The 20849-nt window shown below is 46.8% G+C and carries 29 protein-coding genes; 13 read left to right on the top strand and 16 right to left on the bottom strand.

What is annotated here, in order from left to right; all coding sequences use genetic code 11:
* Window positions 1-2 precede the first annotated feature (2 nt).
* A complete protein-coding gene (locus R0123_RS02325; protein ID WP_323842961.1) occupies window positions 3-209 on the top strand; it encodes a tail protein X in 207 nt (68 codons plus the stop codon).
* A 17-nt stretch (window positions 210-226) separates the two neighbouring features.
* Entirely contained in the window at window positions 227-1030 is an 804-nt protein-coding gene (locus R0123_RS02320; RefSeq protein ID WP_323842960.1) for an N-acetylmuramidase family protein, read from the top strand.
* Here R0123_RS02320 and R0123_RS02315 read toward each other — a convergent pair.
* Together R0123_RS02315 and R0123_RS02310 are read right to left on the bottom strand one after the other, a co-directional pair.
* Entirely contained in the window at window positions 1027-1326 is a 300-nt protein-coding gene (locus R0123_RS02315) for a HigA family addiction module antitoxin (protein WP_323842959.1), read from the bottom strand. The genes R0123_RS02320 and R0123_RS02315 overlap by 4 nt on opposite strands.
* 12 nt (window positions 1327-1338) lie before the next feature.
* On the bottom strand, window positions 1339-1623 hold the full coding sequence (locus R0123_RS02310) for a type II toxin-antitoxin system RelE/ParE family toxin (protein ID WP_323842958.1): 285 nt from the start codon (window positions 1621-1623) through the stop codon (window positions 1339-1341).
* Between the two features lie 66 nt (window positions 1624-1689).
* Here R0123_RS02310 and R0123_RS02305 point away from each other — a divergent pair, with 66 nt between their 5' ends.
* Together R0123_RS02305 and R0123_RS02300 are read left to right on the top strand one after the other, a co-directional pair.
* Window positions 1690-2220, top strand: coding sequence for a phage tail protein (locus R0123_RS02305; protein WP_323842957.1), 531 nt, complete (start codon window positions 1690-1692; stop codon window positions 2218-2220).
* On the top strand, window positions 2213-2686 hold the full coding sequence (locus R0123_RS02300) for a phage virion morphogenesis protein (RefSeq protein WP_323842956.1): 474 nt from the start codon (window positions 2213-2215) through the stop codon (window positions 2684-2686). The genes R0123_RS02305 and R0123_RS02300 overlap by 8 nt, the downstream gene beginning before the upstream one ends.
* Before the next feature lie 3 nt (window positions 2687-2689).
* Here the strand turns inward: R0123_RS02300 and R0123_RS02295 are convergent, their stop codons facing one another.
* Both R0123_RS02295 and R0123_RS02290 read right to left on the bottom strand, forming a co-directional pair.
* The gene (locus tag R0123_RS02295; protein ID WP_323842955.1) at window positions 2690-3451 is read right to left on the bottom strand and encodes a KilA-N domain-containing protein; all 762 of its coding nucleotides are present in this window, start codon (window positions 3449-3451) and stop codon (window positions 2690-2692) included.
* Between the two features lie 305 nt (window positions 3452-3756).
* Window positions 3757-3924, bottom strand: a complete 168-nt coding sequence (locus tag R0123_RS02290) for a hypothetical protein (protein ID WP_323842954.1) — start codon at window positions 3922-3924, stop codon at window positions 3757-3759.
* 691 nt (window positions 3925-4615) lie between these two features.
* Between R0123_RS02290 and R0123_RS02285 the strand changes: the two genes are divergently transcribed.
* Window positions 4616-4828: a hypothetical protein gene (locus R0123_RS02285; RefSeq protein WP_323842953.1), complete on the top strand. Its 213-nt coding sequence runs from the start codon at window positions 4616-4618 to the stop codon at window positions 4826-4828.
* Here the strand turns inward: R0123_RS02285 and R0123_RS02280 are convergent, their stop codons facing one another.
* Window positions 4829-4996: a hypothetical protein gene (locus R0123_RS02280; RefSeq protein WP_323842952.1), complete on the bottom strand. Its 168-nt coding sequence runs from the start codon at window positions 4994-4996 to the stop codon at window positions 4829-4831. It lies immediately after the preceding gene.
* Window positions 4997-5490: 494 nt separating this feature from the next.
* Between R0123_RS02280 and R0123_RS02275 the strand changes: the two genes are divergently transcribed.
* Complete coding sequence (locus R0123_RS02275) at window positions 5491-5688, top strand: hypothetical protein (RefSeq protein WP_323842951.1); 198 nt, start codon at window positions 5491-5493, stop codon at window positions 5686-5688.
* A 257-nt stretch (window positions 5689-5945) separates the two neighbouring features.
* Here the strand turns inward: R0123_RS02275 and R0123_RS02270 are convergent, their stop codons facing one another.
* Genes R0123_RS02270 through R0123_RS02225 form a run of 10 tightly spaced genes read right to left on the bottom strand, consistent with a single transcriptional unit; the run spans window position 5946 to window position 12982 of the window.
* Complete coding sequence (locus R0123_RS02270; protein WP_323842950.1) at window positions 5946-6452, bottom strand: D-Ala-D-Ala carboxypeptidase family metallohydrolase; 507 nt, start codon at window positions 6450-6452, stop codon at window positions 5946-5948.
* Window positions 6449-6745, bottom strand: coding sequence for a phage holin family protein (locus tag R0123_RS02265; protein ID WP_323842949.1), 297 nt, complete (start codon window positions 6743-6745; stop codon window positions 6449-6451). The genes R0123_RS02270 and R0123_RS02265 overlap by 4 nt, the downstream gene beginning before the upstream one ends.
* Before the next feature lie 2 nt (window positions 6746-6747).
* Window positions 6748-7212: an enoyl-CoA hydratase gene (locus R0123_RS02260; RefSeq protein ID WP_323842948.1), complete on the bottom strand. Its 465-nt coding sequence runs from the start codon at window positions 7210-7212 to the stop codon at window positions 6748-6750.
* A gap of 33 nt (window positions 7213-7245) precedes the next feature.
* Window positions 7246-7848 carry a DUF4376 domain-containing protein gene (locus R0123_RS02255; RefSeq protein ID WP_323842947.1) on the bottom strand — a complete coding sequence of 201 codons (603 nt, stop codon included), beginning with the start codon at window positions 7846-7848 and terminating at the stop codon, window positions 7246-7248.
* Window positions 7849-7865: 17 nt separating this feature from the next.
* Window positions 7866-9839, bottom strand: coding sequence for a phage tail protein (locus tag R0123_RS02250; RefSeq protein WP_323842946.1), 1974 nt, complete (start codon window positions 9837-9839; stop codon window positions 7866-7868).
* Window positions 9836-10381 (bottom strand): phage tail protein I, encoded by a 546-nt coding sequence (locus tag R0123_RS02245; RefSeq protein ID WP_323843230.1) that lies wholly within the window; start codon window positions 10379-10381, stop codon window positions 9836-9838. The genes R0123_RS02250 and R0123_RS02245 overlap by 4 nt, the downstream gene beginning before the upstream one ends.
* Complete coding sequence (locus R0123_RS02240; RefSeq protein WP_323842945.1) at window positions 10381-11154, bottom strand: hypothetical protein; 774 nt, start codon at window positions 11152-11154, stop codon at window positions 10381-10383. The genes R0123_RS02245 and R0123_RS02240 overlap by 1 nt, the downstream gene beginning before the upstream one ends.
* Window positions 11151-12044: a baseplate assembly protein gene (locus R0123_RS02235; protein ID WP_323842944.1), complete on the bottom strand. Its 894-nt coding sequence runs from the start codon at window positions 12042-12044 to the stop codon at window positions 11151-11153. Before R0123_RS02235 ends, R0123_RS02240 begins: the two co-directional genes overlap by 4 nt.
* A gap of 18 nt (window positions 12045-12062) precedes the next feature.
* A complete protein-coding gene (locus tag R0123_RS02230) occupies window positions 12063-12407 on the bottom strand; it encodes a GPW/gp25 family protein (protein WP_323842943.1) in 345 nt (114 codons plus the stop codon).
* The gene (locus R0123_RS02225; RefSeq protein ID WP_323842942.1) at window positions 12407-12982 is read right to left on the bottom strand and encodes a phage baseplate assembly protein V; all 576 of its coding nucleotides are present in this window, start codon (window positions 12980-12982) and stop codon (window positions 12407-12409) included. The genes R0123_RS02230 and R0123_RS02225 overlap by 1 nt, the downstream gene beginning before the upstream one ends.
* Window positions 12983-13149: 167 nt before the next feature.
* On the opposite strand from R0123_RS02225, the gene R0123_RS02220 reads away from it, so the two are divergent.
* The 4 genes from R0123_RS02220 (at window position 13150) to R0123_RS02205 (ending at window position 15319) form a co-directional block, all read left to right on the top strand.
* Entirely contained in the window at window positions 13150-14316 is a 1167-nt protein-coding gene (locus R0123_RS02220) for a phage tail sheath protein (protein ID WP_323842941.1), read from the top strand.
* Between the two features lie 14 nt (window positions 14317-14330).
* Window positions 14331-14846 carry a phage major tail tube protein gene (locus R0123_RS02215; RefSeq protein ID WP_323842940.1) on the top strand — a complete coding sequence of 172 codons (516 nt, stop codon included), beginning with the start codon at window positions 14331-14333 and terminating at the stop codon, window positions 14844-14846.
* 66 nt (window positions 14847-14912) lie between these two features.
* Entirely contained in the window at window positions 14913-15197 is a 285-nt protein-coding gene (locus tag R0123_RS02210; RefSeq protein ID WP_323842939.1) for a phage tail assembly protein, read from the top strand.
* A 5-nt stretch (window positions 15198-15202) separates the two neighbouring features.
* On the top strand, window positions 15203-15319 hold the full coding sequence (locus R0123_RS02205) for a GpE family phage tail protein (RefSeq protein WP_323842938.1): 117 nt from the start codon (window positions 15203-15205) through the stop codon (window positions 15317-15319).
* Window positions 15320-15367: 48 nt separating this feature from the next.
* On the opposite strand, the gene R0123_RS02200 is transcribed toward R0123_RS02205, so the two are convergent.
* Window positions 15368-15670: a hypothetical protein gene (locus R0123_RS02200; protein ID WP_323842937.1), complete on the bottom strand. Its 303-nt coding sequence runs from the start codon at window positions 15668-15670 to the stop codon at window positions 15368-15370.
* A 64-nt stretch (window positions 15671-15734) separates the two neighbouring features.
* On the opposite strand from R0123_RS02200, the gene R0123_RS02195 reads away from it, so the two are divergent.
* The 3 genes from R0123_RS02195 to R0123_RS02185 are packed head-to-tail and all read left to right on the top strand — an operon-like array spanning window position 15735 to window position 20815.
* Window positions 15735-19040 carry a phage tail tape measure protein gene (locus R0123_RS02195; RefSeq protein ID WP_323842936.1) on the top strand — a complete coding sequence of 1102 codons (3306 nt, stop codon included), beginning with the start codon at window positions 15735-15737 and terminating at the stop codon, window positions 19038-19040.
* A gap of 34 nt (window positions 19041-19074) precedes the next feature.
* Entirely contained in the window at window positions 19075-19527 is a 453-nt protein-coding gene (locus R0123_RS02190) for a phage tail protein (RefSeq protein WP_323842935.1), read from the top strand.
* Window positions 19528-19549: 22 nt separating this feature from the next.
* Entirely contained in the window at window positions 19550-20815 is a 1266-nt protein-coding gene (locus R0123_RS02185) for a DNA primase (protein ID WP_323842934.1), read from the top strand.
* Window positions 20816-20849 lie beyond the last annotated feature (34 nt).

Genomic DNA, 20849 nt, shown 5'->3' with positions numbered 1-20849 from the left:
TGATGAACCGTACAATTTTAAGCATTCAAAACGACAGCATTGACAGCATCAGCTACCGCTACTATGGCAAATCGGTGGTTGAAAAGATACTATCTGCCAATCCACAGCTTGCCCGTGCAGATGTCATCTTGCCCATCGGCACAAAAGTCATCTTGCCTACGCTCATCAACACAAATCCTGTCAAACAAACCATTCAACTTTGGAGCTAAAAAATGGGAGCCAAACCATGAAATCTATTAAATACGGTCAAAAGGGCGAAATCATCGCTCAATTACAAGCCAAACTGAACAAACACGGTGCCAAACTTGCCATTGATGGCGACTTTGGCACCGCCACCGAAAAAGCGGTGGTGGATTTTCAGACCAAGCACAACCTGATGGTAGATGGCATTGTTGGTCAAAAAACTTGGGACGCACTGGAGGGCAAAGCGATACAGCACCTGATCACCCCTGCTGACTATGAGGCGGCGGCCAATGAGCTTGGCGTGCCTGTCAATGTCATCAGAGCTTTTGGGCGTGTAGAGAGCGTGGGTGCGGGTTTTATTCAGCCAAATAAGCCTAAGATTTTGTTTGAACGGCATATTTTTTATCGTCTGGTGAAGGCAAAATATGGCAAAGCACGAGCCGACCAGCTTGCCCAAAACCATGCCAACATCATCAGCCCAAAAACAGGGGGTTATCAAGGCGGTGCGTCTGAGTATGTGCGGCTCAATTTTGCCAAGACTATTGATGAGGCGTGTGCGTACAGCTCGGCAAGCTGGGGTATGTTTCAGATCATGGGCGAAAACTGGCAGATGCTTGGCTATGAATCCATCGATGACTTTGTGGAGCAGATGAATGCCAGCGAAACTCAGCATCTTAATGCTTTTGTACGCTTTATCAAGACCAAAAAAGGTCTTTTAGACGCTTTGCAAAAAGGCGACTGGGAAAAAGTTTTTACGCTGTACAATGGCAAAGCCTATAAAAAGCTTGGCTATGATCATAAGTTCTTGGCTGAGCTAAGACGACTTGATGAGCTAACCAAAGCCTAAGCATAAACAGTTTGCTTGGCGGATAACGGCTTGATGGCGGTGTAGTCTATGCTTGGATTGTTTTGTGCTTGCCAAAGGTCATATGACTTTTGGAGATTGAGCCAAAAGTTAGGATTTGTCTCCAAAAGACGACTTAAACGCAAAGACATATCGGCACTAATGCCTTGCTTACCGTTTAAAATACGGCTCAAGTTAGCACGAGTGATGTTTAGTTTTAGGGCAATTTCGGTTACGCTGTGGCCGTCAATATATTCACGCAATATCAGCCCTGCGTGTGGGGGATTGTGCATTTGCATGGTCATCACTCCTTAGTGGTAATCTTGATAATCAACAATCTCAGCGTTGCCATCATTGTTAAAGCGAAAAGTCAAACGCCAATTGCCATTGACCGACATCGCCCAATGCCCTTCAAGATTGCCTTTTAGGGCGTGTAATTGCCAGCTTGGCGGTGTTGCCAAATCCAAAGGGCTTGTGGCGTGGTGTAAGGCGGCAAGCTGGAGGTTCAATTTATTTTTGTGTTTTGCTTGAATACCAGCGGTTGAGCCTGTCTTAAAAAACTTTTCAAGTCCTTTGTGGTTAAAAGAGACAATCATGGTGGCGACCCATATCGTGTATAGATACATTATACAAACAGTCTACAAAATATTCAAGGAATATTCATGAAAAAACCCAACCAACTGCGGTCGCACCTTTTACAAAGCCTGCCCGTACTTGCCAAAAACCCTGACCGCCTGCTGATTTTTGTGGATGAAGGGCGGATGGTCAGCACCATGGCAAATGGGCTGTCTTTTGAATATCAATATCAGCTGAACATCATCATCACCGATTTTGCCGAGGACATGGCGGCGGTTTCGGTGGCACTGTATGCATGGCTACGAGAGCATCAAAGCGAGCTGATGACCAACCTAAATAAAGCAAAAGATGGCATAAAATTTGTGGCAGACATTTTGGATAATCGCAAAGTAGATCTGTCCATCACCTTGCCACTCACCGAGCGAGTCATCGTCAAAGAAACAGACGGTAAGGCGGTCATCAGCTACCCATCAGAGCCTACCTACACTCGCCCAAGCCCACGCCAAAAGATGCAAATCATCGATGCCAAGCGTGATGTGGTGCTGGGTGAATTTCCCGCAGGTGTGCCAGAGGAAAAATGGCTATTACAAATGCCATTGGTGGATATGCATGGCTGAACTATCCTATCTTCCTGAGCATCTACAAGGCATCATCAATGGGCTGTCTGATGGGCAAATGCTCCGCCTAAAAAAGACGCTTGGGCAAAAACTGCGAAATAATCAGAAAAAACGCATCACCGCCCAAAAGAATGTGGACGGCTCTGCCTACACGCCAAAAAAGCCCAAAGCCAAACGCCGTGGGCAAAAAAAGCGAGTGCGTGCTAAGATGATGAACACCATCAAAAATGCCGCCCACATGAAAATCAAGCAATCTAATGACGGCTTTGCCATCGGCTATGTCGGACGCACCGCCCAAATCGCAGAAGTTCACCAATACGGACTCACCGCACGCATCAATAATAAGCAAGCCACCACTGCCGCCTATCCTGTGCGACAGCTACTTGGCATCAGTGATGAGGATAAGCAGATGATTGATGAGGCGGTGCTGGACTACTTAGAGGGCGTCATCTCGCCTTCATCTTAAGACCTAAAACCCCACACTCCAATGCTTGTTTTGGGGGATAGTAGGATTCATGCCATCATAGCCTATCTGTTTGCCGATATGGTTGGCATTGATGACAGCGTGTATGATGTGGTCATGAATCTGTGCCGACAGCTGTGGCGATAAGGCACGAAACGGCTTTTCAATGGCTTTATACCAAGAATAAATAAACTGGGTATGCCAAGCTAGGTGCTGGGCATATTGCATCAGTGCTTCATGCTCAAAGAATGTAAATTCTCGCACAAAGTCCATCGCCGCCTGATAGTCGGCAGGGTCGATGTCTTTATAGCTCTTCACGCCAAATTCATCATACAGGGCATTGTACAGTCGTTGATAATGACGGCGTTCATAGCGACACTTTGCCTTGACGGCTTTTTGTAGATTGGCGGCTTGGCAGACAGACAGCCCTTGATGATTGCTAAGACAAGGTATCGCCCCTGTGTTTAATGCCTTAAATGCACGAATGACCATTAAGTGAAACTTGGCACTAATCCACATCGCATAGGCATAGACGAGTTCTTCACAGACAAAAGTGCCTTGTTGTTTGGCGTTGCCACCACGAATGGTGTGGTAGGCGATAGAGCCTTCTTCTTCAATGGCGTGGATAAGTTCTTGGGTTTGTTGGTTTGCCATAAAGTTAGACGGCTTATGACGCTTTTCGCCACCAGATGAACGGTGTAGGTCGTTGAGTGAATACAGATTGTCCGAAGTACGGATAGAAAAGTTGGCAATGGTAAGTGCGTTCATAAGGAACTCCTTGTTAAGTTTTCTGAAATTTACCCAAAATGGGTGCTAGGGGGTTCAGAAGCCGTAACAAGTCGGCTGGGATTATTCGTGTGGCAAGCCACCTTATTTCTCCGCCCCCCTAACATAAACTTTCGTTGCTGGAATTTCAGCAACGGTTGTTTTTTGAGCGTTCTACGAATTTGTAGAACGGTATGAAAGGGAATTTTAGGCAATAAAAAACCGCTTGGGCTTTCGGGTGCGGTTATCCGCTTGTTACTAAGGTTCTGACACCTTAGGACACATCATACCCCAAGCCATACCCTTTGTCAAGCGTCCGTATCTGTCTTTTTACGCCAGTCCAAAAACTTCATCACCGCCGCCAAATTATCAGCAAACCGCCATACAAATGCAAAAACCACACAGCCACACATAAAAATAGCAATATTCATCATGGGTACTTGTTCCAAGTCGGCAATATTTATGTTAAAATTCATCTAAGTTTATATCCTTTTCTTCACCAAAAGGGTTAAATTAAAAACGCCCAGAGCCTGCCAGCTTTGGGCGTTTTGCTTTATAAATACAAATGAATGGCGGTCAAGATGGCGTCAAGCTTCCAAAGAGCAATAAGACTGGCAATGCTTGCCCATGCCATCAATAAGCCATGTTTTTCAAGTAGCTGTTTCATAATACTCGCAATTATGTTAAGATAGTCCATGAGTTATCCGTTTAAGTTAGGGTTAAATGGGTAATAAAACGCTCAAAGATTGCCGTCTTTGGGCGTTTTGCTTTATGGCTATTATGTCGATGATTGGCGTGGGGGTAAATGATGAGATGTTGTAGATGGGGGATTTACAACAAAAGGCTTTGGCAATAAAAAAAGCCAAATAATTCACACCTTTTGGGTGCAAAATACTTGACTTTGCTTGTATTATATAATACAATATTATCCATCAACACAAGGGGTGTTGATTGGGCTAGGACAAGCCTAGCGGTAAAATAAGGAGAGAAACGATGAAGACAGTCGCTAAACTTGTTGCAATCATCGCTCTGCTGTTGCTAAGTTATCCAGCTTACTAACAGTAAACGCCTAAGGTAGTTGCAGCTACTAAGGCAGGTTAGGTGGAAACGCCTAGCCACTCCTTATCTTTATCATAGCATTTATTTTAAAAAAATCAAGGGGTAGTTATGGCAGACATCGCCACACCACAAGCACGCAAAAGAGCCACAACCAACTATCTTGACAAGGCTCTTGCCAAAATCAGCCTAGTCATCAGCCACACCGAGCCAGAAGTTTTAGAAGCCCTAAACAAGATTATGGCTCACAAAGACTGCTCAAAGGCAATGGCAATCAAGACCGCTTTGGTTGAGTACGCCAAAGGTTTAGAGCAGGGGGCTTGATTAGCCCCCTAATTTGATATACGCATACGCCATCATCACCAGAGCTACGCCTGCCAATGTCGCAAAGATAATCCCTGCTACCGCTAATAATATGCCAACCATATCCGCTCCCCGCTGTGTCATTCTACCGCTGACAGTTAATTTACTTGATTTATGATTTCTAAACATTTATAATAAACCTATCAATATGCGAAATTGAGATTAAAAACGCCCAGAGCCTGCCAGCTTTGGGCGTTTTGCTTTATGGCTATTATGCTTGATGAATGGCGTGTGGGTAAATGATGAGATGTTGTAGATGATGGATTTACAACAAAGGGATATTTGAGCAATAAAAAAATCCGCCCAAAATGAGCAGATTTTTGGTATATAGCACTTGATAAAATATATCTAGTGCTATATGATAGGCACATCAAGCACAGGGGGTGCTTGATTGGTAAACGGTAGCCACCGTTACCGTAAACTAAGGAGAAAACGATGAACGCACTTATCAAGCTCATCGTTTTTGTTGTCTTACTACTGCTAGCAACACCAGCGTATTAAGATAGCAAGCCTGTAAATCAATGACAGTTGCTTTACAGGGCGTTAGGTGGGACAGCAATCTCATCTAACGCACTCCTTACCCCCTATATTAGCATCATTTTTAAAAAAATCAAGGGGTTTATATGACCAAGTCCGCCCAAGTCCGTGCCAATATCGCCTATCAAAACCGTGCTTTACTGCGTACATCGCTTGTCATCAGCGAACACGAGCAGGCGGTTTTTGATGCCTTGCAAGCCATCAAAGCACACTATGAGGGCAATCAAGCCTATGCCATCAAGCAAGCCATACTTGCCCATGCTCGTGCAATAAAAGGGGAATAGCTCATCTACCTGTCTTTGCTAAGCCTTAATCCCACTGATTTTCACCCTTAAACTTTCGCCATTCGCTTAGAATGTTTGGCAACCGCCACACAAATACAATCAATAATGAAAAAACACCTAGGATTAACAAATTTAACATAGGTAATTCTCCCAATTTACCCAAATCTATGGTAAAATTCACTGATGATTTACTCCTACTGTAACTAGGGTTAAATTAAAAACGCTCAGAGCCTGCCAGCTTTGGGCGTTTTGCTTTTTTATCTTAATCCACTGACATACACCGTCCGTCCGCCACGCTTGATGGCGGTCAAGACTTGCCCACGCTGCTGCCCATTGGGGTGTTTGTAGCCTAGATGAATCCATGAGTTGGGAGAATCTGGAAATTCAAGGATCAGCTGGTCAAACTTGATGCCACGAGCTTTTAGCTCTGCGACCAGATATCGAGCGACTTTGCGTGTGTTGCCAAAAGCTTTGGCGGTAAAATCAATGGCAAGACCGTAGCGGTGGGCTGATGTGGGGCTACCACCGATGGCACGGTTGAGCGTCTGACTGCGATAGCCTGAGCTTACCTGCATTGGCACGCCCAAGATGTCTCGTGCTGGTTGCCACAGCCCACGAGCCGACAGGCGTAGATTGGCGACGGCACGCTCATCTGGGGTGTTGATGAGCCCAAGGCGATCGGCGGTGCTTGAGCGTGTCAGCTCGGATAGGGTGAAGTTTTTGGTGAGCTGTATGCTGTCTTTTTGGTTTGAGTTTGTGTTCATTTTTTGACCCCTTTTTGTAGATATTCTTTGATAAAATCCGCCAGCCAATGCGTGCCAAAATAGCCGATAGCACTGGCCAAGCCAACGCTTGCGGTCTGTGGAATATGAAACCAATCCAAAAACGACCAAATGCCAATGGCAAACAGTCCGCACATGATGGATTCAAGCAAATCCACACGCCCATATTGTGCTTTGGTGCGAAACACTGCCATCAGCGTTGCCATCATAAAACTGGTGGCGGCGATCTTGGTGTGTAGCCACACCTCCGATAAATACTGATAAAAATCATTCACAGTTATTCTCCGTTCTGGCCAGCAGAGTGGCGGTGTTTGACAACCTCGCCCAGCATGACAGGGCTAAACCGAAAGCCCTGATTTGACCCAAAAATGGCGTTATAGCACCATTCTGAGCAAAAAAACTTGTTCTCATGTTGTCTTAGACCGACCACACAGCCTAATGCCCCAAACAGGTCATAATCTGCCCCTTGCGTCTGGCGAAAATATCTGTGAATGTCGCTTTCAGACAAGCCATCGAGGGCGATTAAATCCCATTTATCAGACGGCAATGCCATCACTTTGCACCGCACACCGCCATCACGATAGCTTGAGGTATAACAAGCATAAGTGCCATTGCCTAGATCGATGGCAATCTCACTGTGTGAATATTTACCCCTTGTAAAAAAGCGAGTAATGCCATCGCAAATGCGGTGAAACAGTTTGTCCGCACGGCCGTGATAGCTGGCTAAATAGACTTTATTCATTGGTTGCTCCTTTGGTTAGGTTAGTTGGGTTGGTTAGGTTAGTTGGGTTGGGTTGGTTGGTTCATCATAAATGGCTGTCCAACCAGTTGAGTAATCATAATCTAAGGGATTGTCTGCTTGCATCATTAAAGCTTTGTGTTTCTCTGCAATGATGAAATTGGCTTGTTCAGCTTGTAAAATCGTCATCGCAAGCTCGGTAATGAGTGCCTTGTCCATTTTTACAAAGCTGTTATCCATCGTTTTCCACATAAGCTCAGGCGGTAGCTCAGGCAAAATCTGCAACGCCAAGTACTGCGTACGAGACGCATCATCGGTATGAAACCACTTTTTGACCGATTTGACATAGACCCCACCACGAGTGATGGTGTGGCGTTTTTGTTTGATTTGCTCCCAAACTTCATCTTGTAAGGTGGATTTTTCTGCATCAAGTATCCACCTGCCATCTTGCCAAATATGGTGATGGCTTGGTTGTGGCTCGGACGCACTTAAATCAGCATTGATATGACAGCCTTGCCCTAATTTAGAGAATAAAGCTTGATAAGTTTGTTCATCAATTTCCACCAAATCATCTGGCAAATTGGGATAATTTAGCGATAAATCATAAAATGCTTGATTGCTGGGGCTAAAATGTTTCACTGTGTTTCTCCTTTTATTTAATAGCCTATGGCGAACCAATAGAAACCCTCAATACCTGATGAGGATTGTCCTGCACTGGTAAATATTCTAAAACCTCTATTAGTAACATGACTTGTAGCAAAAGCTGCTATCAGACTTGTAGATTTAGGCGTTACAACCAGACAGGAAATGCTGGATGGAAAAGTTATTGGGAAAATAGTCGTTTGATAAGTTTGTGCGTCTCCCCATTGTAAAATCAAACCGCTTGGTAATTTTTGATAGCCATTTTGTGTTTTATTGCTAGCAAAGTGCGATAAATCAAAAGCGGTTGTCATGCTGACATTTGATGACCCATCAAAATTGACATTACCAGTTACTGCTCCTGTTAGGGCGATGCGTCTTGGCGTCGCAAGTTTTGACGCTGAGGCAGCGTTTTGTGTGCGGTCAAGCTTGATGTCGTTTAGCAATTTACCTATATTTGCTGTTAAAGCTTGGGTTTGACTTGTTGATGTCAGACTATTATTAAGCTGTACTATGCCTGCGGTGCTTGTGCCAGCTGTTGGTACGCCTGTGATTTGGTTAAACGCATGGGTATGAGCAGATGGGGTAAAATCTCTGGGTTTATTTTGAATATTGTTCCAAGTTAGAGCAATGCCGTCCGCTGTTACCTGTGCTTGATTTGCCATGCGGCGTACTTCGCCTAATGCGAACTCACTGGCTGCTTTGGTTTTGTCCGTGCCATTGGTTGCGTGCGATAGCTGTACTATGCCTGCGGTGCTTGTGCCAGCTGTTGGTACGCCTGTGATTTGGTTAAACGCATGGGTATGAGCAGATGGGGTGAAGTCTCTGGGTTTATTTTGAATATTGCCCCATGTCAAAGAGATGCCATTAGCGGTGTCTCGTGCCTGAGTGGCAAGAGTATGTAGCTGTCCTAGTGCATATTCTGATGCTGCCTTAGTCCTATCTGAGCCGTTAATGGTGTGCGATAGCTGTACTATGCCAGCGGTGCTTGTGCCAGCTGTTGGTACGCCTGTGATTTGGTTAAACGCATGGGTATGAGTTGCATTAAAAGACTGCCAGCTTTCCCACCCACCTGTGCGTGTGCTGGTTCTTTTGTATATCGTGTCTTGACTGTAGGGTACATAAATTTGCTGACCTGCATAGGCTGCTGGTAACACCCACAAAGTGCCTGCTTGGCTTACTGGGTAGTTTCTTGCTGTGGTAGCATTGGCATCATGTGTTTGGTGCCAGATACCAGTGCTATTAGTTGCATTTAGCGTGTTTAAGTCTGTAGTGTCTAGTGTACCTCTTAATGTCATTTTGTCTGCACTGATGGCGTTAATCTCATCTTTTAGGGCTTTACCCATACCCGCTGTTAAAGCTTGGGTTTGACTTGTGGAGCTTAGGCTATTATTAAGCTGTACTATGCCTGCTGTGGTTGTACTTGCTTTTGTGCTGATTTTTTCATCAAGCAATTTACCCATATTGGCAGATAACGGCTTGGTGGTATCGGTGCTGCTCAGGTGGTTGATGACATCACCACGCCCGATAAAATGATCTGTTACCCACCGCCTTGTGGCATAGATGAGCGAATCATCTAGCATCACATTGACAACCTCGGCATCTTCTACGGCGATGATGATACGAATGGACATCTCTCTGGCACCGCCTTCGGTGGCGGTTGGCTTGTAGGTCTCTGGAAATGACCCAAAAGCGATCAGCGTCTGCTCTGCGTACAGCCCGATTTCACGCACCGTAAAACCACCCAAAGTAGATGGAATGACGGCAGATACCTCAATCCAGTTGGCGTTGGTGGCATGAATGGAGACCCGATTAACCGCCACCCGTGCTTTTTCGGCGACAAGCCTTGTGGCGTTGGCATTGGGGGTGGGGGTCGCACCTCGTCCATCACCCACCGCCAGATGCGTGATGTCTATTTTGGTGTTGTTGGTGATGGCATGGGCGATCTGTGCTTTGCCATTATTGGTGGTGAGCGTATGATAGGTGGTCATGGTGTCTCCTTGGGGTAAATGATGGTTTCATCGCCCATATGCACCGCTACGCCCAGATGAACAAAGGCTTTTGGTGTCAAGACGATGGACAAGTTGGTTAAGTGGCGACTGACGGGCTTGGCATCAAAGATGAGGCGGTTGATCTCTTGATAGACCGCCTCGGTCAGCTTTGCCCCTGCGGTGGCAAGTTGCAGATGAAATGAGCCAGCAGGCAAAGCAGGGGTGGCTTGCCACCACTCTATGAAGGTCGCCTCATAGCCAAAATCTGCCAAAATCTGACGCACGGCGGCTCTTGTGCCTTTGAGTTCATGATTGGCAAATGATTTTTTAATCAGCTCTCTTTTGAGTGATGGTTGCCAGTTTTCATCCCAGCTGTCCACCGAATATTGCCAAGCAAGCACACCCAAAAAATCATCGCCAACCTCATCAATACGATTGAGCGTATCAATATCGGCATCTAGGCGAGTGCCATCTGCCAACTGCTGTGTGATGGTATGCTCAAAGGCGGTGGCGTTGGGCGGTAGCAAAGGGTTTATTACCATCACTCAATGCCTCCTAATCTTGTGATGATGCCTTTTTCTTTGTCCGACAACTGCCAAACCATCACTTTGTCTTTGGCTTGTAGCTCTTTGTCTTGTAGCTCTTTGGCTTTATTTTCGCTGATTAAAAGCCCACCGCCAAACAATGTCTTTTTGTGGGGTTTTTGGGCATCAAGCTGACGGATAAAAACGCTCTCATTATCCGATACGCTAAACTCAATGCCCGCTTTGCACAGTTTGTTTAAATGATTGGCCATCAGCACATTTGGTGGATATTGATATTTTGGCAATGTTGGTTTTTGTTGTTCTAATGCTTTTAGTGCTTGGTATAGCTTGGGGGCAGTCATCGCTCGCTGATTACATAGATTGGTAACAAAACAGGTATTTACCACCGCTCCATTATCATAGCTGATACTTGCAGGGGCGATGATGGCGGTGTAGTTTTGATGTCGCATTGGGCCAAACACCGTCAAAGCAGGGGCGAATAAAAAGAATTTGATGTCATTTTTTAAATAAAAAGCAATGATTTTTGACAAAATAGAAAAAGGCGGATTGTCAATCACCACCGTGTTTTTATCATAATTTTTGGCGTGGGCTTGATAATCACCATCAGGATAAAAAGGGCGTTCTACCGTCAATTTATCCAAATTTAAGATATGCTGATGCACATAATCTAGCACGATGTCATACACCATAGGGGGTGTGAATGTGTCATCGCTCGTACTTCTTTTTTCAAATTTTTGTAGCCAGTTGTAGTATTGTTCGCTGTTTTTCACTCAATGCCTCCGATGGTGATGTTGATGGATTCACAATACGCTGCCTGCAAGGCGGTGATTGAGATGTCGGCTTTTGGTTCGATGAGTTCAATGCGTGCCACGCCGTCAATGTGCAGGCAATGATGAAGGGCGGTCAGGCGTACCGAGCGTCCGATGCGGTTTTTTGACTGGGTGTAGCTTTGAGTTTTTGCCTTGGCGGTGGTAAGCACGCTGGTCGCTTCTGGGTCTTTGGTGATGTAGAGCTTGGCGACGATGCGATAAGGCTGTATCTGTGCTGATTGGACAGTAACACGGTCAGCGATGGGGCGGACATTTTCGGCATTCACCGCACGATTGACGATGTCTACCAGCTCTTTGGATGCCTCCCCTGTCTGGCTGTCTGTTTGCAAAATGGCGATATTAACCACCGCAGGGGACGGGCTGATGACCGCCACATCTGCCACACGCCCATCGGCAGACAGGCAGTGATATTTATAAGCCGCTTCTGGCCCTGCCACACTCAGGCGGTCAAAGGCACGCTGAATTCGTCCACGAAATACCTCATCAGATTCATAGACGGCAGGGTGGTCATCGGTGGCAGGGGTGATCAAAAGACGCACAACATCAAAATTAGCAGCCAAATGGTCAAGGTCGGCCCCTGTGGCATAGGCCAAAAGGCATGAGCGAGCCGCCGTGTTGATGCGATTTCGCAAAATCAGCTCACGGTAGGCGTTTTCTTCAATGAATTTGGTGAGTGGTTCTGATTCACGAGCCAAGATGGCACGGATATTGTCTTGTTCTTTGGCATCAAAGCGGGCGATGAGTGCTTGTTTACGATTTGATAAAATCGTCTCATAATCTAGCGTTTCTATCATGTCTGGCTTTGCCAAAGTATTAAAATCTACATTCATTGTCTATGTTTCCTTTGTTTAATTTAATGCTAGGCTGATGTCAATCACGCCATCACTGCCAAGCTTACCAAGATTGGCAAGGTGGGCGTACAGTCGCACCACAAGCACGCCTTGCCTGACTTGCTCTATGCTGATCGCCTCGATGATGACACGATTCTCCCATCGCAAAAGAGCGGTATAAATCGCTGAATACGCTTGCAAAATCAGTACATCATCTAGCGGTCTGTCAATCAGCTCTGGTAGCAGTGAGCCATATTCACGACGCATGACACGGCTACCGATGGGCGTGGTTAATATGTCGGTGATGGATTGGCGGATTTGGTCAAGATGCCCCATCACTTGTCCGTCATGTCTGCTGATCATCACATCGCTCCTGAGGTCAATGCACGGTCGCCTTGCTCACGGTGTTTGTGATTTTGTAGGCTGATGCTGCCTGCCACCACATCGCCAGTGGCTTTGAGTGTGCCGTTGATTTGGGTATCGCCATTGATGGTTGCTCCGCCTTTGGCATTGATGGTAACGCCAGCTTTGGCATTGATGGTAACGCCAGCTTTGGCGGTGATGACCACACTGCCACCATCTGGCAAAATCGCACTCAAAGCGTGGGCTTTGGTGTCATAGCTGATGGTACAATCATCTTCAAAATGGCGAGTTTTGATGTTTGGCTGATCACTTGGGGCAACACAGCCTTCATGATACAGCCCCATCAATACCACCGCCTGCATCATCTCGCCACCTGCTGCCAGTACCAGCACTTGCTCGCCTACTGTGGGTGCGTCCCAAGTGCGATCCGTGCCAGCACGCAGTGTCAGCCACGGCAGTGGGGCGGTAACAATGCCAGCGCAATCTACTGTACAGCGTGCTGTGGCATGATCCACACTAGCAACCGTGCCAATGCGAATCAGATTTTCTAGTCGGCGTATGATGTCGTGACTCATGAATAAAGGCTCAAATCAAAAAAACTGCTCTATCTTAACCACCAAAATCCGATAAGTGGCATGGTTAATGTTGTAAATCGTGCATTTACAACATTTGGGGCAGGATTTTTGTGATGGGGGCGGTTATGCTAGGGGTGTTTTTGATTTTGACCATTTAAGGAGTCTGCATGACTGATTATCATCATGGCGTCAAAGTGCTGGAAATTAATGAAGGCACACGCCCGATTCGTACCGTATCTACTGCGGTGATTGGCCTGATTGGCACAGCAACAGATGCTGATGCTCAATTTTTCCCAGAAAATACGCCCGTACTCATCACCAATGTGCAATCTGCCATCGGCAAAGCAGGCAAACAAGGCACGCTGGCCAAGTCGCTACAAGCCATCGCCGATCAGACCAACGCCATCACGGTGGTGGTGCGTGTGGCAGCATCTGAAGATGAACCTACCCAGTCATCGGCGGTGGTCGGTACGACAGAAAATGGCGTTTATACAGGCATGAAGGCACTTTTGACCGCCGAAGCCAAATTGGGCGTTAAGCCTCGTATCCTAGGTGCACCAGGGCTAGATACGCCAGCGGTAGCGACAGCATTAGGCTCACTTGCCCAGCAGTTAAGAGCGTTTGCTTATGTGTCGGCACATGGGGCAAATACCAAAGAGGAGGCCAAAGCCTACAAAGACACGCACGGCTCTCGTGAGATGATGGTGATCTGGCCTGAGTTTTTGGCGTATGATACCGTCAAAAAAACCACCGCAGCCACACCAGCGGTGGCGTATGCGTTGGGTCTGCGTGCCAAGCTTGATGCTGAGGTCGGCTGGCATAAAACGCTGTCTAATGTCCCTGTCAATGGTGTTACAGGCATTTCTAAAGATGTTTATTTTCAGTTGCAGTCGTCTGCCACCGATGCAGGCTATCTGAACCAAAACAAAGTAACCACGCTCATCGGGCGAGACGGCTTTCGTTTTTGGGGGTCTCGTACTTGTTCGGCAGACCCATTGTTTGCGTTTGAAAATTACACTCGCACCGCACAAGTGCTGGCTGACACCATCGCAGAAGCTCATATGTGGGCGGTAGATAAGCCAATGCACCCAAGCTTAATCCGTGACATCATCGAGGGCATCAATGCCAAATTCCGTGACTTAAAGGCACAAGGCTACATCATTGATGGTAGCTGTTGGTACGACCCAGAGCTAAACAGCAAAGAGACGCTCAAAGATGGGCAACTACGCATTGATTATGACTATACGCCAGTGCCGCCTTTGGAAAACTTAACCCTACGCCAACGCATCACCGACAGCTATCTGACGGAGTTTGCTGGTCGTATCAACGCATGATTTAGGAGCTAACAATGGCTTTACCAAAAAAATTAAAACTGATGAACCTGTTCAACGAAGGCAATAGCTATCTTGGGCAGACAGGCGAAGTAACGCTACCAAAACTGGGTCGCAAGTTTGAGGATTGGCGTGGCGGTGGCATGAATGGCTCGGTCAAGGTGGATTTGGGCTTGTCAGACGACATCACAGAATTTGAATGGAAATTAGGCGGTATTGATCAGACGGTATTAGAGCAGTTTGGCACGCCGACAGTCGCTGGTGTGGGTTTGCGTTTTGCAGGCTCTTATCAGCAGGACGACACAGGCAGAACCACCGCCGTAGAGATTGTCGTGCGTGGTCGCCATGAAGAGATTGACCTAGGCTCAGCACAGTCTGGCGAGGACACCGAAATCACCATCAAGACCATCTGGAGCTATTACAAGCTGACCATTGATGGCAAGGTGGTCATTGAGATTGACATTCCCAACATGATCGAGAATGTCAATGGCAAGGATATGCTTGCCGAACACCGCAAAAACATCGGTGCGTAATCAACAATTGCCGCCATTGGCTGGTGGTAATTTTACTTTTTTTTTATTTTTAAAAGGATAAGACCTATGACAAGCAAACAAATCACCCTAACGCACGGCGTCAAGCTTGGCGACAACACCATCAATGACATCACGGTGAACAAGCCTTTTGTCAGTCATCTAAAAGGCATCAGCTTAACCAAGTTGTTCAATATGGACACCGAAGAGCTGTTAAAGCTCATTCCAAGAGTTACCAGCCCAAGCATTCCACAGCCAGCATTAGAAAGAATGCAAATCACTGATTTTACCTTTTTGGTGGGTGAAGTGGTCGGTTTTTTGGCGGAAGAAGGTATGGATACCCCAGACGAGTAGAAGAGGTGGTCGCCAATCTGGCGGTGGTGTTCGGCTGGACGCTGGCTGATTGTGCTGATTTTACGATTGATGAGCTGATGGATTGGAACGCTTTGGCGATAGAACGCCATCAGCCATCATAAAAAAAGCCCCGCCGATTGGTGGGGTTTTTTATGATGACTGATGGCACACTAAATGATACCAAATCCAGCCAAAATGCTCAGCTGGGCCAACAATGAGATGCAAACAATGAAGAACCAACCAACCAAAATACCAAGCCATACCAAACCATCGGCGGCTCCTTGGGCGATTAGGCGGGCATTGCTTGGGCGATTGATAACAAATTCATTGTATCTGGCGATGGTGCGTTCGGCCTCTGCCATGCTTTTTGTGCTGTGAGCCAATACTTTTTGTGTGGTGGGTGCTGGTGGCTGTTTTTGCTTGGCATCTTGCTCAAACTGCCAACGAAGGCGTTTACTGAGTCTGTCTGTCATGTCATTTTTTTTTGCTGATTTTTAGTCATATTAAAGTTTTATTCAATCAAAGTCAAGGTAAGTCATGAGTGTTTTATTTTTAAATGTCAATTTTCAGGGTAATGATAAATTATCTTCTGCCTTAGAAAAAATGGGTTCGGCTGCCAAAAAATTACAGTCCAATATTTCTGACACTCAAAAGAAATTGGCCAAACTGGAAAAATTTCAGCTTAAAAACGACCAATTCATCAAGTTTAAAGCCGAGTTTGAAAAAAACAGTCAAGCCTTGGACAATAATCGCAAAAAAGTCGCCGCCTTGCAGCAGCAACTGGCCAAAGGCGGTGGCAAGCGGTTGGCACAAGAACTAAAAAAGGCTGAATCAGAAACTAAAAAACTACAAAATGCCGTCAGCAAAGGTAAAGATAGACTTTTTGCCTATCGCCAAGAACTCAATCAGGCAGGTTTTGGGGGTAAGAGTTTTGCCGATGTGCAGAGTAAAATTCGTACAAACATTGATAAGACAAACGCATCGCTACAAGAACAACAAGCCAAATTAGAAAAATTACAAAAAGCTCAAGACCGCTGGGATTTGGCCAAAAAGCGTGCCACAAATGCCCTGATGGTGGCAACAGGTGCCTACCAGCTTGGCAAGCAAACCGCTGGTGCCATAAATGTCCCCATCAAACTTGCCATCGATGGCGAAAAGTCTATGGCAGATGTCGCCAAGGTCGTTGATGGGCTAAAAATTGATGGCAAAGTTACCCAAGAATATCATCAGTTTGAAGCACAGATGACCCAAATGTCCAATCAATTGGGCAAGAGTTTTGCTGATGTCGCTGCCATTGTCGCAAACGGTGCCCAAGGGGGCATTGCCAAAAATGAGCTGATACGATTTGCCAAATCCACCGCCAAGATTTCGGTAGCATGGGACATGGCAGCATCTGATGTGGGTCAGTCCATCGCCGAGCTTCGCTCCACGCTCAAGCTGTCGCAAAATGAGGTGGAGCATCTGGCCGACCAAATCAACTATCTGGGCAACAACTCCACCAACAACGCCGCCCATATCCTAGAAGTGGTGCAAAGAGTCAGCTCTGTCGGTGCTGCCGCTGGCGTCTCTGGTGAGCTGGTCGCAGCGATGGGGGCCTCTTTGTCTGGTATTGATCCATCAAATGCCAGCACAGGCCTAAAAAACATCATCAAATCACTCACCAAAGGAACATCTGCCACCAAATCTGCACAAAAAGCATGGAAGACGCTAGGAACAACTGCCGAGCAGATGGCGGTAGATATGCTCAAAGACCCACAAGCGGCCATCAGCAAATACATTCATCTGCTGACCAAACTGCCAGAAGAACAAAGGCTGGCATTTGCCGCCACCATCAGCGGTGATGAGGCCTTGCCTGTATTGACGCAGATGATGAATAACCCAACCAAGTTCCAAAGCTATGCCTTTGACCTAAAGGATAAAAATAAAGTCGGTGGCTCTGCTGATGATGAATACACCGCCGCAACTTCAACCACAGCTGCCAAGATTGAACGAGCCAAAGTCAAATTACAAAACTTGGGCAAAGATTTTGGCAAGCATTTATTGCCTGTGGTGGGCAAGATTGCTGATGGTTTTTCTGCCATCATTGACAAAGTGAGTGCATGGATACAGGCAAACCCACAGATTGCTAAATATCTGGCGATGGCGGCGGTGGGTGTGATGGGTGTTTTGGCGGCAATCACGGCAGTGGCTGGGGCGGTGGCATTGTTGGTGATGCCCTTTGCAGGGCTGAATCTGATGATCGCCAAAGCGTCTGTTGATGCGTTGAGATTGGGCGGTGCGTTTAAGACGCTGCTTGGTCCTGTGATTGGCGGTCTTAAATCTATATCCAGCTTGTTTGGCATGGTGCGTAAAGGGTTTGTACTGGCATCATGGGGTGTGCGTGCGTTTAGTATGGCACTTTTGACCAACCCACTGACTTGGGTGGTAGCAGCGATTGCTGGCGGTGCTTTTTTGATTTATAAATACTGGAAGCCAATCAAGGCATTTTTTGCAGGTGTTTGGGAGGGCATCAAAGAGGGGTTTGCTCCATTACAGCCGATTTTTGATGGCATTGGTGCGGCATTTGACAAGCTTAGCTCGTTGATTATGCCAGTGTTTGACCATTTGGCAGACTTTTTTAATCTGACACAAGCAGGCGAAGGCAACGCACGCAGTATGGGTCAGGCGGTGGGCAAATTTTTGGCAAAGGCGTTTTTGCTATTGACCGCACCGATTGACAACGCTTGGCATCTATTAAAAGGCATTTGGCAAAACATCACAGATCTGTTTGATGGACAAGTCAGCATTGGCGATATTTTCTCTGGTCTTGGGGCAAAATTTGACACAGTAGTGGCGACAATCACACAGTACAAAGACAAGGTCGCCAAGCTGTGGAATGATTTTTGGAGTGTGTTTCAATCTAAGCAGTCACATCAAGGTGTGGCAGGCTTTGGTGAGGGTTTTTGGTCGTCTTTGGTAAGTGGTTTTGAATCTGCCAAAACCACCATCAGTAAAAAGGCAGGCAGTTTGTGGGAGTCTGCCAAAGCCGAATTTGAATCTGCCAAAGTCGTGCTGTCTGCCAAAGTAGGCGAAATCTGCTCTAATGTTGGCAACGCTTGGCATGGTTTGGTTGCTGTTTTTGGCAACAATGCGATTTTGTCTGCCATCATGTCGGTGTTTCGTGCGGTGCTGGGGTATTTGTCTGGACTTGGGGCAACAATGCGTAGCATCGGAGCAAACATCATGGGCGGTCTAATCGGTGGCATCAGTTCAGGCTTTGAGAGCCTAAAAAACCTATGGAAAACCGTCAATTCCTACATACCAAGTTTTTCAAAAAAAAGCATGGCCATTCACAGCCCCAGCCGTGTCATGCGTAGCATTGGTGGTCATATCATGGACGGCATGACAGTAGGGATTGCCCGCCGTTTTGAACCGCTTAAAAAGACCTATGGCGGTGTGATGGATTATTTAAGTCAGCCAGCGGTGGTAGGGCAGGTGGCTAAGATGACCAACATAAATACCATGACAAAGCAGACAGGCTTGGCTGGTGATTTGGTGCGTGTGCTTGCCCCCACGATGTCCAAAAGCCCCATGGTACAGCATCTGTTGCATTCTGTACCACTGCTTGATGTCAAAGACAACACCCCAAAGCCTGCCACCATGACGCTGGCCAAGTCAGCACCAGCAATGATGGCAACATCAGCAACGCACAGCAATATTGATCATGGAACCACTCATTTTTCCATCACCATCAACGCAGACAAAGGCATGGACGAACGCACGCTGGCCATGCGAGTGCGTGAAGAAATCCAAAAACATCAAGCAAAATTATCCGCACGCCATCGTGCCAGATTGACCGATTAACCAAAATACCCAAACAAAACCAAGGAGATAGCTTATGATGATGATCATCGGTATGTTCGTATTTCGTATCAGCACCGCCGCCTATGACCAGCTTGTCCAAAAGACCCAGTGGCGACACGCATCCAACAGCCGTGTCGGTACTTTGCCTGCCTATCAGTTCATCGGGCGTGGCGAGAATACCATCACGCTGTCAGGCTCAATTGTCCCAGAATTTGGCAACCAAAAATCTTTGATCAAACTCTCCGACATGGCAGACACAGGCCGAGCCTATCCGCTCATATGTGGCAACGGCCGAGTGTGGGGGCAGTATGTGATTGAGTCCATCAGCGAGACGCACAGCATATTTTTTAAAAATGGCACAGCCAAAAAGGTGGAATTTACCATTGAACTTAAACAAATCAGCACGCCAAAAACCCTAAAAGATAACACCTTGCGTGCTGAGGGTGGTGCTGTCATACAAGGTGATGGCGGTTTTGGCGAGAATTGAGAGACGATTTAGGAGTATTGACATGACACATTCTATGACGCATCCACGCATAGACGCACTCAAACAGCAGGGCAAAACCGTGCTGCAAGCAAGGGCAGATTTTGCTGTATTATCCACAGACACGCCAGAGCATGATTATCCACGGCCCATCTGGTCGCTCATCATCAACGGGCAAAATATGACCGATGGCATTCATTCACGCCTTGTCAGCCTGACCTTAACCGACAACCGAGGGCTAGAAGCCGACACGCTTGAATTTGGCTTATCCGACCACGATGGGGCGATTCAAATACCATTAAAGGGGGCGTTCATTGAGCTGTATTTGGGTCATCATGCGACATCTTTGGTCTATAAAGGGGCGTTCATTGTCAATGAAATCACCCACGAAGGCACGCCTGATATGCTCATCATTCGAGCCATGTCCGCCGATTTAAAACAAACCATTCGCCAAAAAAAAGAGCGGAGTTTTCAAAAAACCACGCTTGGCAGTATCATAAAAAAAATCGCCCACGAACACGGACTGACCGCCAAGATTCACCCACAGCTGGCAGGCAAAGACATCTATCATCTTGACCAAAACGAATCAGACATCAGCCTGCTGACACGCCTTGCAGAAGAATTAGATGCAGTAGCGATGATCAAAGATGATATTTTGCTCATGATGCCACTTGGCGTGCATGAGAGCGTCTCTGGCGAGCCTTTGCCCACCATGATCATTACACGCTCTTTGGGCGACCGACATCGCTACACCGAAAACGCCGACAGCATCTCAGGCGTACGAGCATATTTTTATGATGTCGCCAAAAACCAAAAAGTGCCTGTGCTGGTTGGCACAGAAGATGACAGCGTCCGTGAGATTCGCTATGTGCATCGAGACCAAAAAAGTGCCACCACTGCCGCTATCGCTGCCTACCGCCGAGCTCGCAGAGACACCGCAAGGCTGTCCTACACGCTGGCTCATGGCGACCCTTTGCTCATGCCACAAATGCCTGTCATCGTCATCGGTCTAAAAGACAGCATAGACGCACAAGATTGGACGCTGACCAATGTCGTGCATCAGCTGGACGATGCAGGCTATACCTGCGACATTGAATGCGAACGCCTATTATCCAAGTCAGATGAGACCACACCACCCATCACCGTAGGCGATAAAGACAAAAAGAACAAAAAACCCAAAAAACCCAAATCATCTAAAACCAGCAAAAACCCAAAATCTAAAGACGCAAGACAAGCACGCACCGCCAAAAAACAGCAACACGCCAAAGCTAAAAAACCAATCAGGCAATGACTTTTGACAAAAATTTCTTGATATAATGGCAAAA

It is taken from the genome of Moraxella sp. Pampa, from assembly GCF_035181385.1.
In the GTDB taxonomy this organism is placed as follows: Bacteria; Pseudomonadota; Gammaproteobacteria; order Pseudomonadales; family Moraxellaceae; genus Moraxella.
This window is presented reverse-complemented; position numbering and strand designations above follow the sequence as displayed.